Below are 15,700 nucleotides of genomic sequence, written 5' to 3' on the forward strand. Positions count from 1 at the left end.
TTTTTTTTATTGCTATTGAAATTGATTTTTGTTGTTTTTTTAAGACCTCGGCTTATTAAGCCCTCTATCATAAAGCACAATACTCCCTGCAACCGATACATTCAAGCTATAATGGGATTTGAATTTTACTAAAAAATGACATTTTTCAATGGCTGCTTTTGAGAGTCCGTTGTCTTCTGCGCCTAGTAGGTACACGCAACGTCTTGGGTGTTCAAATGTTTCTAAATCAGTGGCTCTTTCATCAAGTTCTACGCCAACTAGGCGAGCGCCTTTGGGTAGGTTTTTGAAGAAATCTTCAAAAGTTTCATAATGGAAATACGGAATTGCATTTACAGCATTGTGGGTGTCGCAAGCTTGTTTGGCATAACGATTTCCGATGGTGAAAATAAAGCTCGCCCCAAGGTTTTGAGCAGATCGCCATAAAACACCTAAGTTCTCAGGAGTTTTCCCGTTTAATATTCCGATTCCGAAATATTCATTTACAAAATTATCATTCATGCGGCAAAAGTACAAACTGTTGTTAGTATTTTCAAATTTAATTAACACACTGATTTCAGGGAGTAGTCGAGTATTGCATGAAATTAATTTTTATGAACGTTGTTTGTGGAGTAGTATGCACGATTATACGTGAGGGATAGGAATAAGCTACCGCAGTAGCATGGATAGCCCGACAGCGCTAAGCAAAGGGGTTTAATAAGCGCACTAATTAGTAAGCCTCTTTGTTTAGCGGTGGCACGCCCAAATGAGAATCGTTATTTAGAAATAAAGAGATTATAGTTTTTTGTTGTTACTATAGACTTTTGCTAATGAAATTCACAGTTTTTGTTAATAACTTAAAGGGTTAAAAGCCAATTTTTGACTAGATATAAATTCTGTTTTTATATATTTGTTCGTTAGACAAAAAATAATACATTTTTAGATTAAAAAAACATGAGCGAAGAAATCAAGAAAGAAAATAATTATTCAGCAGATAGTATTCAGGCGTTAGAAGGAATGGAGCACGTAAGGATGCGTCCTTCCATGTATATTGGAGATGTAGGTGTTCGAGGTCTTCATCATTTAGTTTATGAAGTTGTAGATAACTCTATCGATGAGGCAATGGGAGGCCATTGTGATACGATTCGAGTTGATATTAATGAAGATGGTTCTATCTCTGTCGAAGATAATGGTCGTGGTATTCCGGTTGGAATGCACAAAAAAGAAGGAGTTTCGGCTCTAGAAGTGGTAATGACCAAAATTGGAGCAGGGGGTAAATTTGATAAAGATTCGTATAAGGTTTCTGGAGGTTTACACGGTGTCGGTGTTTCGTGTGTAAATGCTTTATCGCAACATTTAACCGCTACAGTTCACAGTAGTGATGGTAAAGTGTATGAGCAGGAATATGAAAAAGGAAAAGCATTATACCCAGTAAAACAAATTGGTGAAACGACAAAAAGAGGAACGATTGTTACTTTTTATCCAGATCCAACCATTTTTACACAAACTATTGAGTACTCGTATGATACTCTGTCTGCTCGTATGCGTGAGTTGTCTTTCTTGAATAAAGGAATTACAATTACGTTTACGGATAAAAGAGAAGTAGATAAAGACGGTAATTTTATTTCAGAAGTATTTCATTCGAACGAAGGATTAAAAGAATACATTAGGTATTTGGACGGGAACCGTGAGCCGATTATTGCTCATGTAATCTCGATGGATCATGATAAAGGTGACATTCCAGTTGAAGTTGCTTTAATTTACAATACGAGTTATAGTGAAAATATTTTTTCTTATGTGAACAATATCAACACACATGAGGGAGGAACACACTTGCAAGGTTTTAGAACTGGTCTTACAAGATCATTGAAAAAATATGCAGATGCATCTGGAATGTTGGATAAATTGAAGTTTGATATTTCTGGGGATGATTTCCGTGAGGGATTGACAGCAATTATATCTGTAAAGGTTGCTGAGCCACAATTTGAGGGACAAACAAAAACCAAACTAGGAAATAGAGAGGTAGTTTCTCCAGTAAGTCAAGCAGTGGGTGATATGATTGAAGCGTATTTGGAAGAAAATCCAAATGATGCGAGAATCATTGTTCAAAAAGTAATTTTGGCAGCTCAAGCGCGTCACGCAGCGAAGAAAGCGCGTGAAATGGTACAACGCAAAACCGTAATGGGTGGTGGTGGACTGCCAGGAAAATTGTCTGATTGTTCAGAGCAAGATCCTGCAAAATGTGAAGTATACCTTGTCGAGGGAGATTCGGCAGGGGGAACGGCAAAACAGGGTCGTGACCGTGCATTTCAAGCTATTTTACCTTTGCGTGGTAAAATTTTGAATGTGGAGAAAGCAATGCACCATAAAGTTTTTGAAAACGAAGAAATCCGAAATATTTTTACAGCTCTTGGAGTTACCGTTGGTACAGAGGAAGATAGTAAAGCCTTAAATATTTCGAAATTGCGTTACCACAAAGTAATCATTATGTGTGATGCCGATGTCGATGGTAGTCATATCTCTACTTTAATATTAACGTTCTTCTTTAGATTTATGAAAGAATTAATTGAAGAAGGGCATATCTATATTGCTGCGCCACCTTTGTACTTAGTTAAAAAAGGAAACAAAAAAGAATACGCATGGAATGACTTGCAACGTGATCAAGCCAATGAAAGAATGGGTGGTAGTGCAGGTATTCAACGTTATAAAGGTCTTGGAGAGATGAATGCAGAACAATTGTGGGAAACGACAATGGATCCGAATTTCAGAACTTTACGTCAAGTAACTATTGATAGTTTGGCTGAGGCAGATAGAGTATTTTCGATGTTAATGGGTGACGAGGTACCACCTCGTAGAGAGTTCATTGAAAAAAATGCAGTTTATGCTAATATTGACGCTTAATTTAGTAAATTGTACCAACCGTTTGATAGTACTTACGGTGACAGATAACTAAATAACCGTTAAATTCAATTAAGTATGAAAGTTTCAATAATAGGTGCTGGTAATGTAGGTGCCACTTGTGCAGATGTTATTTCTTATAGAGGAATTGCTAGTGAAGTAGTTTTGTTGGATATTAAAGAAGGTTTTGCCGAAGGGAAAGCCTTAGATATTATGCAATGTGCTACCAATACAGGTTTTAATACCACTGTATCTGGTGTAACCAATGATTATTCAAAAACGGCTAACAGTAATGTTGTTGTTGTTACTTCTGGTATTCCAAGAAAACCAGGAATGACTCGCGAAGAACTGATCGGAATCAATGCGGGAATCGTAAAATCTGTCGTGCAAAGTGTTTTAGAATATTCACCAAATGCTATATTTGTTATTGTTTCAAACCCAATGGATACTATGTGTTATTTAACATTGAAATCAACTGGTTTACCTAAGAATAGAATTATAGGAATGGGCGGAGCCTTAGACAGTTCTCGTTTTAGAACTTATTTAGGATTAGCGCTTGACAAACCTGTAAATGATATATCAGCAATGGTTATTGGAGGACACGGTGATACAACTATGATTCCGTTAACTCGCTTGGCTTCTTACAATGGGATACCTGTTACGCAATTTTTAGATGAAGATGTATTAACTAAAGTAGCTGCCGATACTATGATAGGTGGTGCTACGCTAACTGGTTTATTAGGAACTTCTGCTTGGTATGCTCCAGGTGCTTCAGTTGCTTTTTTAGTAGATAGTATTTTAAACAATCAACGAAAAATGATCGCCTGCTCTGTGTATGTAGAGGGAGAATATGGCCAATCTGATATTTGTATTGGTGTGCCATGTATTATTGGAGAAAATGGTGTTGAAGAGATATTAGATATTAAATTAAATGATAATGAAAAAGCATTATTTGCGAAGAGTGCAGATGCTGTTAGACAAATGAATGATGCCCTAAAAACTATACTGGGTTAATAAATACGTTATATTTTGAAAAAGACTGCAGTTTTGCAGTCTTTTTTTTGATATTAATGAATAAATAAATTGGTTAGTCTTAACCATAATTATATATTTGCTCGGTTTATAAAAATAAGGCAGTTTTATATTTTTGTTTTTTAACATAAATTGGGAAATATAAAAGTGATTTTAAGAGCTAAAAAAAAGAATCAATAAACATAAAACAATTAATTTTTAGTAATAATGCAGAATAAAGGACTTATTAAATTTTTCGCAATTCTATTTGCATTGGTAAGTATTTACCAACTCTCGTTCACATTTGTTTCGAGTAAAATTAAAAATGATGCTAAAGCTTTCGCAGGAGATAATCCTGATAAAGAACTTAAGTATCTAGATTCAATTGGTAAAGAAAAGGTGTTTAACTTAGGATTTGCTGATTTTACTTTTGACGAAGTAAAAGACAAACAAATTAATAAAGGTCTAGACTTAGAAGGTGGTATCAATGTGATACTGCAAATTTCAGTAAAAGACATATTAAAAGGATTGTCAAACAATTCAAAAAATCCTGTTTTTAATAAATCTTTAGCTGATGCTACTGCTAACTTAAAAGGTAATCAAACTTACATAGATGCTTTTTTCGAAGCTTTTGCTGCAAATTCAAAAGGAACAGTAAAATTAGCATCTCCTGATATTTTTGCAAACAGATCTTTGCAAGGTGAAGGTGGAGTTGACTTTCAAATGTCAGATTCTGATGTTGAAAAAGTAATCAAAAGAAAAGTTGACGAGTCAGTTGAAAGTGCTTTTGGAGTATTAAGAAAACGTATTGATAAATTTGGAGTTACACAGCCAAATATTCAAAAATTAGGAGAATCTGGACGTATTTTGGTTGAATTACCAGGTGCTAAGGATGTTGACAGAATTAAAAAATTGTTGCAAAGTACTGCACAATTAGAATTTTGGGAAACTTACAAAATTGACGAAATTGGTAACTTTCTAGTTGCTGCTAACGAGGCTTTGAAAAAGACTGAGGTTACAACAACCAAAGTTGAAACTAAAAAAGTAGTTAAAGATTCTTTAAGTGCATTATTAACGGATGCTAAAGATACTACTGCGACTGTTGCAGGTAATAATCCATTATTTGATAAAATGTTATCTCAAGGTGGTGGTCCAGTTTTAGGATTGTATGCACCAAAAGATACTGCAGTAATTAACGCGTATTTTAAAAGATCTGATATTAAAATCTTACTAGCTGCCGATCAACGTTATGCTAAATTTGTTTGGGGTATTGGTGAGAGTTTAAAAGACAAAGACGGTAAACAACTTGAAGCAGTAGCATTATATGCCTTAAAGGGAAATAGAGACAATGTTGCTTCAATGAGTGGTGGTGTGGTTACTGGTGCTAATGCATCTTTTGATCAATTAGGAAAACCATCTGTTTCTATCGAAATGAGTGGTCAAGGTGCAAAAACTTGGGAGGAATTAACTGGTAGAGCTTATTCTCAAAAAAGCAATATCGCTATTGTATTAGATGATATTGTTTATTCTGCTCCAGGGGTTACTACAGGTCCAATTTCTGGTGGAAGATCTGAGATTTCAGGAAGTTTTACTTTAGATGAATCTACAGATTTAGCAAATGTTTTAAGAGCTGGTAAATTACCTGCAGCAGCAGACATTGTTCAGTCTGAAGTAGTAGGGCCATCCTTAGGTCAAGAAGCAATTTCAAATGGTACGACATCTGCGTTAGTAGGTTTGTTATTAGTATCACTTTGGATGATGGTTTATTATGGTAAAGCAGGTTGGTATGCAAATATTGCTTTGGCAGTAAATTTACTTTTCCTTTTCGGAATATTGGCAAGTTTAGGTGCTGTCTTAACTTTGCCTGGTATCGCTGGTATCGTATTAACAATGGGTACAGCAGTAGATGCGAACATTATTATTTATGAACGAGCAAAAGAAGAATTAAGAGAAGGCAAGTCGCTTGCAGAAGCGGTGCAGATATCATACAGTTGGACGGGTGCAATGCGATCTATCGTAGATGCAAACGTAACACACATTTTAATTGGAGCTGTTTTATTCATATTTGGTTCAGGACCTATTAAAGGTTTTGCTACTACTTTATTAATTGGTATTATAACTTCATTGTTTACTTCTATTTTTATCGCTAGAATTTTTATTGATAAAAATATTCAAGGAAAAAATGATTTGTCTTTTGTAACTAATTTTTCGAAAAATTTCTTTACGAATTTCCACTTCGACTTTTTGAGAGTAAAAAAATACACGTACATTTTTTCTGCAATTGTAATTATAGTAAGTGTCTTTTCACTTGCAACTAATGGTCTAGATCAAGGTGTAGATTTTGTAGGTGGTAGAACTTTCCAAGTTCGTTTTGAAAAACCAGTTGAAGCAGAAGCTGTAAAAGAAGATTTAACAAAAGTATTTGGTAGTGCTGAAGCTAAAATATTTGGTAATGATAATCAATTGAAGATTACTACAAAATACAAAGTTCAAGAACACGGAATTGAAGCTGATGAGGAAGTAAACAAATTAATGTATGCAACTTTAAGTAAATATTATACAAGTGGTTTGACTTATGAGAAATTTGTAAATGCTTACGATGGTAAAGAGTTTGGTATTCTTCAAGCTTCAAAAGTTGGACCAACTGTAGCAGAAGATATCAAGACAAATGCATACTGGGCTGTATTAGGATCATTACTTATTGTATTCTTATACTTGCTAGTTAGTTTTAGAAAATGGCAATATGGTTTAGGTGCAATTGCAGCTGTTGCTCATGATGTTATCTTCGTATTAGGAATCTATTCATTATGTTATAAATTCATGCCTTTTGGAATGGAGATTGACCAACATTTCATCGCTGCTATCTTAACAGTAATCGGATATTCTATGAATGATACTGTAATTGTATTTGACAGAGTTCGTGAGTTTTTAGATGGAAAAGTTAAAGGTAACTTTGGCGAAATTGTAAATAAATCGATTAACTCTACAATGAGTAGAACGATTAATACATCACTTACGATGATCGGAGTGTTATTGATTATGTTCTTATTTGGAGGAGAATCAATTAGAGGATTTATCTTTGCGATGCTTGTAGGTATCGTGGTAGGAACTTACTCTTCATTGTTTATTGCTACACCTGTATTAGTAGATACAATTTCAAACTCTGAAAAGAATGAAATTGAAAAACATCATGAAGAAGTTTTATAAACTATTCATTTTAGATGTAAAAGACCCAACTATGTTGGGTCTTTTTTTTTTGCGGATATTTGGTTAAGTAATATTTCAAAAGAATTTGTAAAATAATGTTTTGGTTACAGATCTACTTGAACTATAATTAAACTGATGAGCTTAATTCAAAAATTAGTGATAACGTTTAACAAATATTGTTAATCCTGATGAAAGTCTGAAATTAATCGTATTTCTAAGTTGAGGAATGTGAAAGATTCCTGTAGGTTTAAATTGCAATGATAATTCGAAGCTTAAAAGACATTAGAATAGGCACAGTTTTCTAGAACTTTAATTGTTAATTCGATTCGAAAATTTCTACTTGATATAGCAGTAAAACCTCGTTATTAAGTACGCAATTTTAATACTTATTATTCATAATTTAAAAAGCCACAACTTATTCTTTTACAGATTTAGCTGTGGCTTTTATTACTACTATTATAATTCCTAAAGGTTACAATTTTGTACGTTTAAATATTATTTGATTTTTCGGTACGTTTTTTCATAACTCTAAAAAATAAAATTGTTATCATTAAAGTCATTGCCAATCCTATCCAATTTGATGTTGTGATGTCAAACCCAAAACCTATTGTTGGATCGTAGAATAAAAAGGAATTAACGACAGATGTTATAAAGAATGCTGGAATCAATGCTATTATATAATGCGTCTTCTTTTCATAGAGATAAATGGCTCCAATCCATAATGCGATTGCTGCTGTCACTTGATTAGCCCAAGAAAAGTACCTCCACAATAATTGAAAATCCATGTGAGTTAAAATGTAGGATATGGCAAATATCGGAATAGCTACCATAAAACGATTTTTCAATTCCTTTTGATCTATTTTGAGGTAGTCGGCGATTATCATTCTTGCTGCTCTAAAAGAAGTGTCTCCAGATGTTATAGGTAATACAATCACTCCAAGTACTGCTATAGTTCCGCCTACTGTACCAAGAAATACAGTTGCAATTTTATTTACTACGGCAGCAGGTCCGCCATTTTCCATTAGTATACTCAAATCATTACCATTCGTAATACTCATAGCAGATGCTGCCCAAATCATTGCTATTACAGCTTCGACAATCATCATACCATAAAAAACCTTTCTGCCGTCCTTTTCATTATTTATAGTGCGAGAAATAATAGGAGATTGGGTAGCGTGGAATCCTGATAGTGCACCACATGAAATCGTTAAAAAAATAACAGGATAATATGGAATTCCTTTTGGGTGCATGTTTTCAAAATTCAATTCGGGAATTGGATTTCCGTAAAGAAACATACCTATGCAAATACCTGCGGCACTTACAAGTAATAAAAATCCCAAAACGGGATAAATTTTTCCAATGACTTTGTCAATTGGTAAAACAGTTGCTATAATGTAGTAGGAAAATATACACAATACTATAAGGGGTAAAGTAGCAGCGTCATTCGAGAGTAGTTCGTTTATCATCTTTGCTGGTGCCGAAACGAAGACTGTACCGACAAGCAGAAGCAGTAAGAGCGTAAAAAAATTGACTATGTGACTAAATGCTTTTCCTAAAAATTGTGATGCTAAAGCGGGTAAATGTGCTCCGCCAAATCGTAACGAAATCATACCAGTTAGGTAATCGTGAACACCACCGGCAAATATAGATCCGAAGACAATCCACAAAAAAGCTGAAGGACCATATAAAGCCCCTAATATCGGTCCGAAAATCGGCCCAACACCGGCTATATTTAGGATTTGTATAAAAGCATTCTTGTTACTGTTCATGGGGACAAAATCGACTCCGTCTTCTAAAGTATGAGCTGGTGTCGATTTGTCTCCATCTGACTTAAATGTTTTGTCAACAAATTTGCCATAGGTAAGGTATCCTAATAGTAATAGGACAAGCGCTGTAATAAATGTAATCATTTTGATTCTTATTGAGAAGTGAGTGTACTATCTATCTTTTTTTGATGTAGATATTTAAACTACTTTATTTGTTACAAAGTACTTCTAACTTCGTTTATTTTTTTTGTAGCAAGATACAGTATTAGATTAATACAATATCAGTATTTTATATTATGTGTGTAATCTGTCAGGAGAATCTCTGTTAACTTCTCTAAAATCTAACATAGTTTAATGCGGTGTAGTAACTGCATTTTGTTTTGAGAGGCAGGAGTTAACTTTAAATTTTTATCATTTTTTATATACTCATTCACCATAGTTTCTAATGGATTTATTTTTTCGGTATTTTGAATTTATTACAATTTTTTACATATTCATAGAGGCATAATCAAAACCTAGTGGTTCAAAATAATTTAAGACTGAATTTGTATTTTAAATTTTTGTAAATAAAAGTCAAAATTGAGGTTTTCCGTAATATAGTTGCAATGCGCATTTGTACCTTCGCTACTAAAAATGAAAATCCCCATGAAATTTTTAATATTTATAAGTATTACTCCATTTTTGATAACATGTGAAAAGAATGAAAAATTAGAAAAATCGATTAAAAGTAAAGAGTCCTTTGGGGTGATACTTAATAAATCTCAAAATGGTATGTATGGATACCGAAGTGAAGATTACAGATATGATTACACTGCTATTGGTATTGATGATCATGGGAATGATGTTAGTGGTAATCTTAATTTTAATGGAAATCTGGGTGAGGGGAAAATTTACAGTAAATTCGAAAAGAAAACTGTAGAAATAATAGTTGAACCCGCTGGCAAAAAAAATAAAGTTGTGGGTACAGATATTAATGGAAATAAGTATTTCCTAAGTATAAAATGAGTATTCACTCAATTTTAGAAGTGAAAAAGCAGTTCGAATGCTTAATTAATTGAACTGCTTTTTTGATCCTACATATCTCATTGAATTTAGGTTTTTTGTTTCTTTTTTCTAGCAGCAGGAAATAAAACATTATTTAGTATCAAACGATAGCCTGGAGAATTTGGGTGTAAATCCAGAACTGTTGGTGCATCTCCAACCTGATGCTGGTAATCTTCAGGATCATGGCCACTAAAAAAAGTGAACATTCCTTTTCCTTTTTCTCCGTGAATATATCGAGCTTCACCATTAAGCTCGCAAGTTCCCATAAGCAAAACGTTTGATTTTATTAAATTGGAATCAAATGAAGTGGTTTGTCCCATGAAACCCTTAACTAGTTGGGTGTGGTTTTGACATAACATACTAGGTATGGCATCCCATTTTGCCGAAAATTGCATTAATGTGAAATAATCCTTGTCTATAGGAACTATCCTTTTTTCGGTCATGTCGATATCTGAAAACTCATATCTTTCTGGTCTCCTTTCTAAAGTGAAATTTTTAAATGCAAAGGAGTTTTCATAATTTAATTTAGATTGGTAATTCGGTTCTGACGGATCTCCGTCAAACATAGCTTCACAGATATCGACGCCATCCGCAGAGAGTGCTATATCAAAACTATCGGTTGCCGAACACATGGCGAACATAAATCCACCACCAATTACAAAATCTCTAATTTTTTTAGCAACAGCACCTTTTTCTCGGGAGACTTTACTATAACCTAATTGAGAGGCTAAATCCTCTGCATTCTTTTTTTGTTCAATATACCATGGAGTACTTTTATATGAGGAGTAGAATTTTCCGTATTGGCCAGAAAAGTCTTCGTGGTGTAAATGCAACCAATCGTACATTATAAGTTGATCGCTTAAAACTTCCTCATCGTATATAGGCGTAAACGGAATTTCGGCATAGGTTAAGACTAATGTTACCGCATCATCCCAAGGTTGTTTACCCTTTGGAGTATAGACCGCTATTTTTGGAGCTTTTTCTAGTACTACCGTTTCCATATTTTGAGATGGACTGGCAATCTCGTTTAGGATAGTATTTGTTTCGCTATCTGAAAGAACTTCGAAACTAACCCCTCTTATCTGACATTCTTTTCTAACATCTGCTGCATCTGGTAGTAAGAAAGAGCCACCGCGATAATTAAGAAGCCAACTAGCTTTGTATTTTTTTTCGAGACACCAAAATGTAATTCCATATGCTTTAAGATGATTTTGTTGCGTAGCATCATCCATTGGTAGTAAAACAAAAGAAGCCTTTGCTGAGTAAGATAGTAAAACGAGAAGTAGTAAAAACGTATTTCTGAAACTCATTATTTAAAATTTTACTCAAAGATACTAGAATTTATTATAGCACTATCCGCTCAGTAAGGAATAAGGACCATTAAATTATTTGCTGAATTAAATTCGAAAAAGAAAATATTGGCGATTTTCGGTATGCTGTGTTCGTTATTAATATAAAATAAAAGCTTTGTCTTTGCAATAAGTGCAAAAACAAAGCTTTTTTAGTTCTAAACTGCTGGCATTACGGAATTTGATTATTTAAAAGGGCATATCACTATCGTCATCGTCGTCATCATCATTAAAACCACTTCCAAAAGCCTCATTGGCAGATGGTAAGTTTTTTGTAATAAAGGCATTTTCATCTTGATTCATAGAAGAAGGTAAATCATCATACCCACCACTAAAGTCATCAAGATTGTCAAATTTACCTAAGTGACCAATAAATTTAAGACGTACATTTTCGATTCCTCCATTACGGTGTTTAGCGATCATGATTTCTGCTTGACCAGTTGTTGGAGATGCTTCATCATCATCCCACTCGTCAATTTTATAATATTCTGGTCGGTACAAAAATGATACGATATCAGCATCTTGTTCAATCGCTCCAGATTCACGAAGGTCAGAAAGTAATGGTCTTTTACTAGATCCACGAGTTTCAACTGCACGCGATAATTGTGATAATGCTATAACAGGAACGTTTAATTCTTTTGCTAACGCTTTTAAATTTCGCGATATAGTAGAAATTTCTTGTTCGCGATTTCCTCCACCTTTTCCATTACCCCCTGCAGTCATTAACTGCAAATAGTCAATGATGATAATTTTAATTCCATGTTGTGAGACCAAACGTCTCGCTTTGGCTCGAAGGTCAAATATGGATAGGGAAGGGGTGTCATCTATATAAAGAGGTGCCTTTTCAAGATTTTTCACTTTTGTACTTAACATTGTCCATTCATGCGGCTCCAATTTACCAGTACGAAGTTTCTCTGAGGGTAAACCTGTTTCAGATGAAATTAAACGAGTGATTAATTGCACAGACGCCATCTCAAGAGAAAATAGGGCAACGGGATGTCCATAATCTATAGCTATATTTCTAGCCATCGAAAGTACAAATGCTGTTTTACCCATCGCAGGTCGCGCTGCAATAATGATTAAATCACTTGGTTGCCATCCCGATGTTAGTTTGTCTAATAATGTAAAACCAGTTTCAACTCCACTAAGGCCTTCTTGTTTACTAATTTCTTCAATTTTTTTCTTGGCTTGAAGTACCAAACTTTGTGCTGTTTCAGAACTACGCTTTATATTTCCTTGTGTTACTTCGTATAATTTAGATTCAGCTCTATCTAATAGATTAAAGACATCTGTTGTCTCATCGTAGGATTCCTCGATAATTTCTGTTGAAATACGAATCAAACTACGCTGAATAAACTTTTGTAAAATAATTCTTGAGTGGAATTCGATATGTGCAGAAGAGGATATTTTTTGTGTAAGCTGAATCAAATAAAAATCTCCACCTGCTAGCTCTAATTTTGCATTTTTTCTCAACTGAGCAGAAACAGTCAATAAATCGATTGGTTGAGTCTCTGTAAATAACTCTACAATTGCTTCAAAAATATGTCTATGTGCTTCTTTGTAAAAGGCATCTGGCTGCAAAATATCAATTACATCATCAACTCCTTTTTTATCAATCATCATGGCTCCTAAAACAGCCTCCTCCAAATCGATTACTTGTGGAGGTAACTTGCCTTTTTCCAGACTAATAACTGATGATTTTTCCGCTTTGGCGGGATTTGCATTCTTGAAATTTTCCATATGACGAAAGTAACGTAATTTATAAAAATAAGAAGATTTAGTTGTTACAAATATTTGTTTACAACTTGCTTAATTTTGTTTATAACCAAAAAAAAATCCGAAACGGCAAGGCTTCGGATTGATATAGTAAAAGTAAGTTTTTACTCTTGAAATTCACCCATAGCACAGTACTTAGCCATTCTTTGAGCGATTAAGTCTTCTGTTGATAAATCTTTCAACTCATTAAAACCTTTCAAGATATATTCTGATACTGTTTTAAAAGTAGTCTCTCTGTCGTAGTGCGCTCCTCCAAGAGGTTCAGGAATAATATCGTCTACTAGCTTTTGACTTTTCATATCTGCAGAAGTCAATTTTAAAGCATCAGCAGCACGTTCTTTATATTCCCAACTTTTCCATAATATAGAAGAACAAGATTCTGGTGAAATTACAGAATACCATGTATTTTCTAACATGAATACTTTATCACCAACACCAATTCCCAATGCTCCTCCAGAAGCTCCTTCACCAACAATAACAGTAATTATAGGAACTTTCAAGCGTACCATTTCAAATATGTTTCTAGCAATCGCTTCTCCTTGTCCTCTTTCTTCAGCTTCTAGTCCAGGATATGCGCCAGGAGTGTCGATTAATGTCAGTACAGGAATATTAAATTTCTCTGCCATCTTCATCAATCGCAAAGCTTTTCTGTACCCTTCAGGATTTGCCATTCCAAAATTTCTGTACTGGCGTGTTTTTGTATTAAATCCTTTTTGTTGACCAACAATCATAAAAGATTGGCCACCAATTTTACCCAAACCACCAATCATTGCTTTGTCATCCTTAAATGTTCTATCTCCGTGAAGTTCAAGGAAACTTTCACCACAAATAGCTCGTATATGATCTAAGGTGTAAGGTCTGCTAGGATGTCTGGACAACTGTACTCGTTGCCAAGCCGTTAGGTTTTCGTATATATTTTTCTTAGTATCAACTAGCTTCTTGTTAATCTGCGTGCAAGTTTCAGTAACATCCACATCTGATTCTTGACCAATAATTTGGCATTTTGCTAATTGGTCTTCTAATTCTTTTATTGGAAGCTCAAAATCTAAATATTCCATAGGATTTGTGCGTTTAAATTTTATTTGGACTGCAAATATAAAATTTTAAATTGTTTAATGGTTTTATTTTTCCTTTAAGTCTCAAAAAAACTTGATAACTATACGCATTGGATAAGTATAGAATTAGAATTTTTAAAAAGATAAGATTGTTCGCGGGATATGGAATGGTTGTAATCATTTTAAATAGAATGTTTTAAGTATAATTTAATTTACGCAAGTTTGGTTATGAATTTCTAATGCATGGTTTTGCTTCCTTTTCTGTTGCAGGTAATTATATTTATATTTAATTTTTACACTTCTTATGAGTTTTGCTGCTTCCACTGTCGAAATAGTAAGATTGGCTGCATATATAAGGTAAAATAATAATGGTAGCTGCAGTTGCAGAAGCAATTAGTAAAAAATTCATATTTTTAAATAGTCCTTCTCACGGCGCTTCTAGATATTATATATTTACTATTGAATGAAATAACAATGGATGCTATTTTTATCAAGGTTTAGAGAAGATGATTTCGATTTAGTAGAGATAGGAATAGAATTGCAGTCAATGATTTAGATTCATGTAGAGGTTCTTGTAATAATTCATATATCATCTGGATATCTGTGGTTGTTTGCGATGTTGACGTTGTACATTTCAACGCTACCTAATATATAGGTAGCTTTCATGTATAGTAATTCAGTCCATTGGTGAGAATTGTATATTTCAATCAGTTTCGTTCTATAGTATATAAGGTAGAGATTGCTTTGCTATTTAATGAGATATTATAATAAGAGATAATGGGACCCGGATACTCTACGTCTTAGAATATCTAGCACTATTGAGAATTTAATTATTTGAAAAGACAAGTGTATCTGTAGTCAAGATAACTGTCCTTGTATATATAGGTGTCAAAGAACAGTAGAGTAGAAGCCCATAACTATGAAATAGCAATATAAAACACTCCAAAATCGTACAAAACGCAAAACAATCAAAACTCAAGTTACACTTTTCCAGCTAATTAAAAAATAGATTAAAAAAAGGTTAAGAAAAAGTATTGAATAACGCTGAAGACTCACTACTTTTGCACCCGCAACAACGAACAAGTTCACTGACACACTGGCAAGCGATACGGATATAAAGGAAGAAATTCTTCTTAAAAAAAATATCAAATAAAGCTTGTGAGATTAAAGTAAACGAATTACTTTTGCACCCCGCAGAATAAGAAAAGTTATTTGAAAGACTGGTAAGAAGAATAAAGAAAAGGAGATTTATCTCTTAAAAAAAAACTTTAAATTTTTCTTGCGAGAAACGAAATAGTTTTCTACTTTTGCACCCGCTTCGAGAAACATGTTTACATGATGACGAAACGAGAATAAGATAAGAACACGTTCCTAGACATATTGAATTGACAGCCGTTTTAAGAGAGATCTTAAGACAAAAGAATAAGAGTAATAGAATCGAGAGATTCAGAAATAACCACTAGACCTTCAGTCAAAAATAAATAGCTTAGTAATAAGCAAACAATATACGATGAAGAGTTTGATCCTGGCTCAGGATGAACGCTAGCGGCAGGCTTAACACATGCAAGTCGAGGGGTATAGTTCTTCGGAACTAGAGACCGGCGCACGGGTGCGTAAC

General features: G+C 34.0%; 9 protein-coding genes and 1 rRNA gene. 5 read left to right on the plus strand and 5 right to left on the minus strand.

Annotated features, from left to right (window positions below):
* Positions 1–39: 39 nt before the first annotated feature.
* Complete coding sequence (locus tag LXH21_RS14395) at positions 40–498, minus strand: RNA methyltransferase (protein ID WP_239867341.1); 459 nt, start codon at positions 496–498, stop codon at positions 40–42.
* Between the two features lie 432 nt (positions 499–930).
* On the opposite strand from LXH21_RS14395, the gene gyrB reads away from it, so the two are divergent.
* From gyrB to secDF, 3 genes are all read left to right on the plus strand, one after another.
* The gene (gene gyrB / locus LXH21_RS14400) at positions 931–2,877 is read left to right on the plus strand and encodes a DNA topoisomerase (ATP-hydrolyzing) subunit B (protein WP_239867344.1); all 1,947 of its coding nucleotides are present in this window, start codon (positions 931–933) and stop codon (positions 2,875–2,877) included.
* 75 nt (positions 2,878–2,952) lie between these two features.
* Complete coding sequence (locus LXH21_RS14405) at positions 2,953–3,888, plus strand: malate dehydrogenase (RefSeq protein WP_239867347.1); 936 nt, start codon at positions 2,953–2,955, stop codon at positions 3,886–3,888.
* A gap of 225 nt (positions 3,889–4,113) precedes the next feature.
* Positions 4,114–7,092 (plus strand): protein translocase subunit SecDF, encoded by a 2,979-nt coding sequence (secDF, locus tag LXH21_RS14410; RefSeq protein ID WP_239867350.1) that lies wholly within the window; start codon positions 4,114–4,116, stop codon positions 7,090–7,092.
* Between the two features lie 488 nt (positions 7,093–7,580).
* On the opposite strand, the gene LXH21_RS14415 is transcribed toward secDF, so the two are convergent.
* Complete coding sequence (locus LXH21_RS14415) at positions 7,581–9,002, minus strand: carbon starvation CstA family protein (protein WP_239867353.1); 1,422 nt, start codon at positions 9,000–9,002, stop codon at positions 7,581–7,583.
* Positions 9,003–9,503: 501 nt separating this feature from the next.
* Between LXH21_RS14415 and LXH21_RS14420 the strand changes: the two genes are divergently transcribed.
* Complete coding sequence (locus LXH21_RS14420) at positions 9,504–9,863, plus strand: hypothetical protein (RefSeq protein ID WP_239867356.1); 360 nt, start codon at positions 9,504–9,506, stop codon at positions 9,861–9,863.
* Between the two features lie 86 nt (positions 9,864–9,949).
* Here LXH21_RS14420 and LXH21_RS14425 read toward each other — a convergent pair whose 3' ends face one another.
* The 3 genes from LXH21_RS14425 to LXH21_RS14435 form a co-directional block, all read right to left on the minus strand.
* A complete protein-coding gene (locus LXH21_RS14425) occupies positions 9,950–11,212 on the minus strand; it encodes an asparagine synthetase B (RefSeq protein WP_239867359.1) in 1,263 nt (420 codons plus the stop codon).
* A gap of 228 nt (positions 11,213–11,440) precedes the next feature.
* The gene (gene dnaB, locus LXH21_RS14430; protein ID WP_239867362.1) at positions 11,441–12,991 is read right to left on the minus strand and encodes a replicative DNA helicase; all 1,551 of its coding nucleotides are present in this window, start codon (positions 12,989–12,991) and stop codon (positions 11,441–11,443) included.
* Between the two features lie 140 nt (positions 12,992–13,131).
* Positions 13,132–14,085, minus strand: a complete 954-nt coding sequence (locus LXH21_RS14435; RefSeq protein WP_239867365.1) for an acetyl-CoA carboxylase carboxyltransferase subunit alpha — start codon at positions 14,083–14,085, stop codon at positions 13,132–13,134.
* A 1,504-nt stretch (positions 14,086–15,589) separates the two neighbouring features.
* Here LXH21_RS14435 and LXH21_RS14440 point away from each other — a divergent pair.
* Positions 15,590–15,700 (plus strand): 16S ribosomal RNA (locus LXH21_RS14440); the annotation flags it as partial.

It is taken from the genome of Flavobacterium algicola (genome assembly GCF_022399565.1).
GTDB lineage: Bacteria > Bacteroidota > Bacteroidia > Flavobacteriales > Flavobacteriaceae > Flavobacterium > Flavobacterium algicola.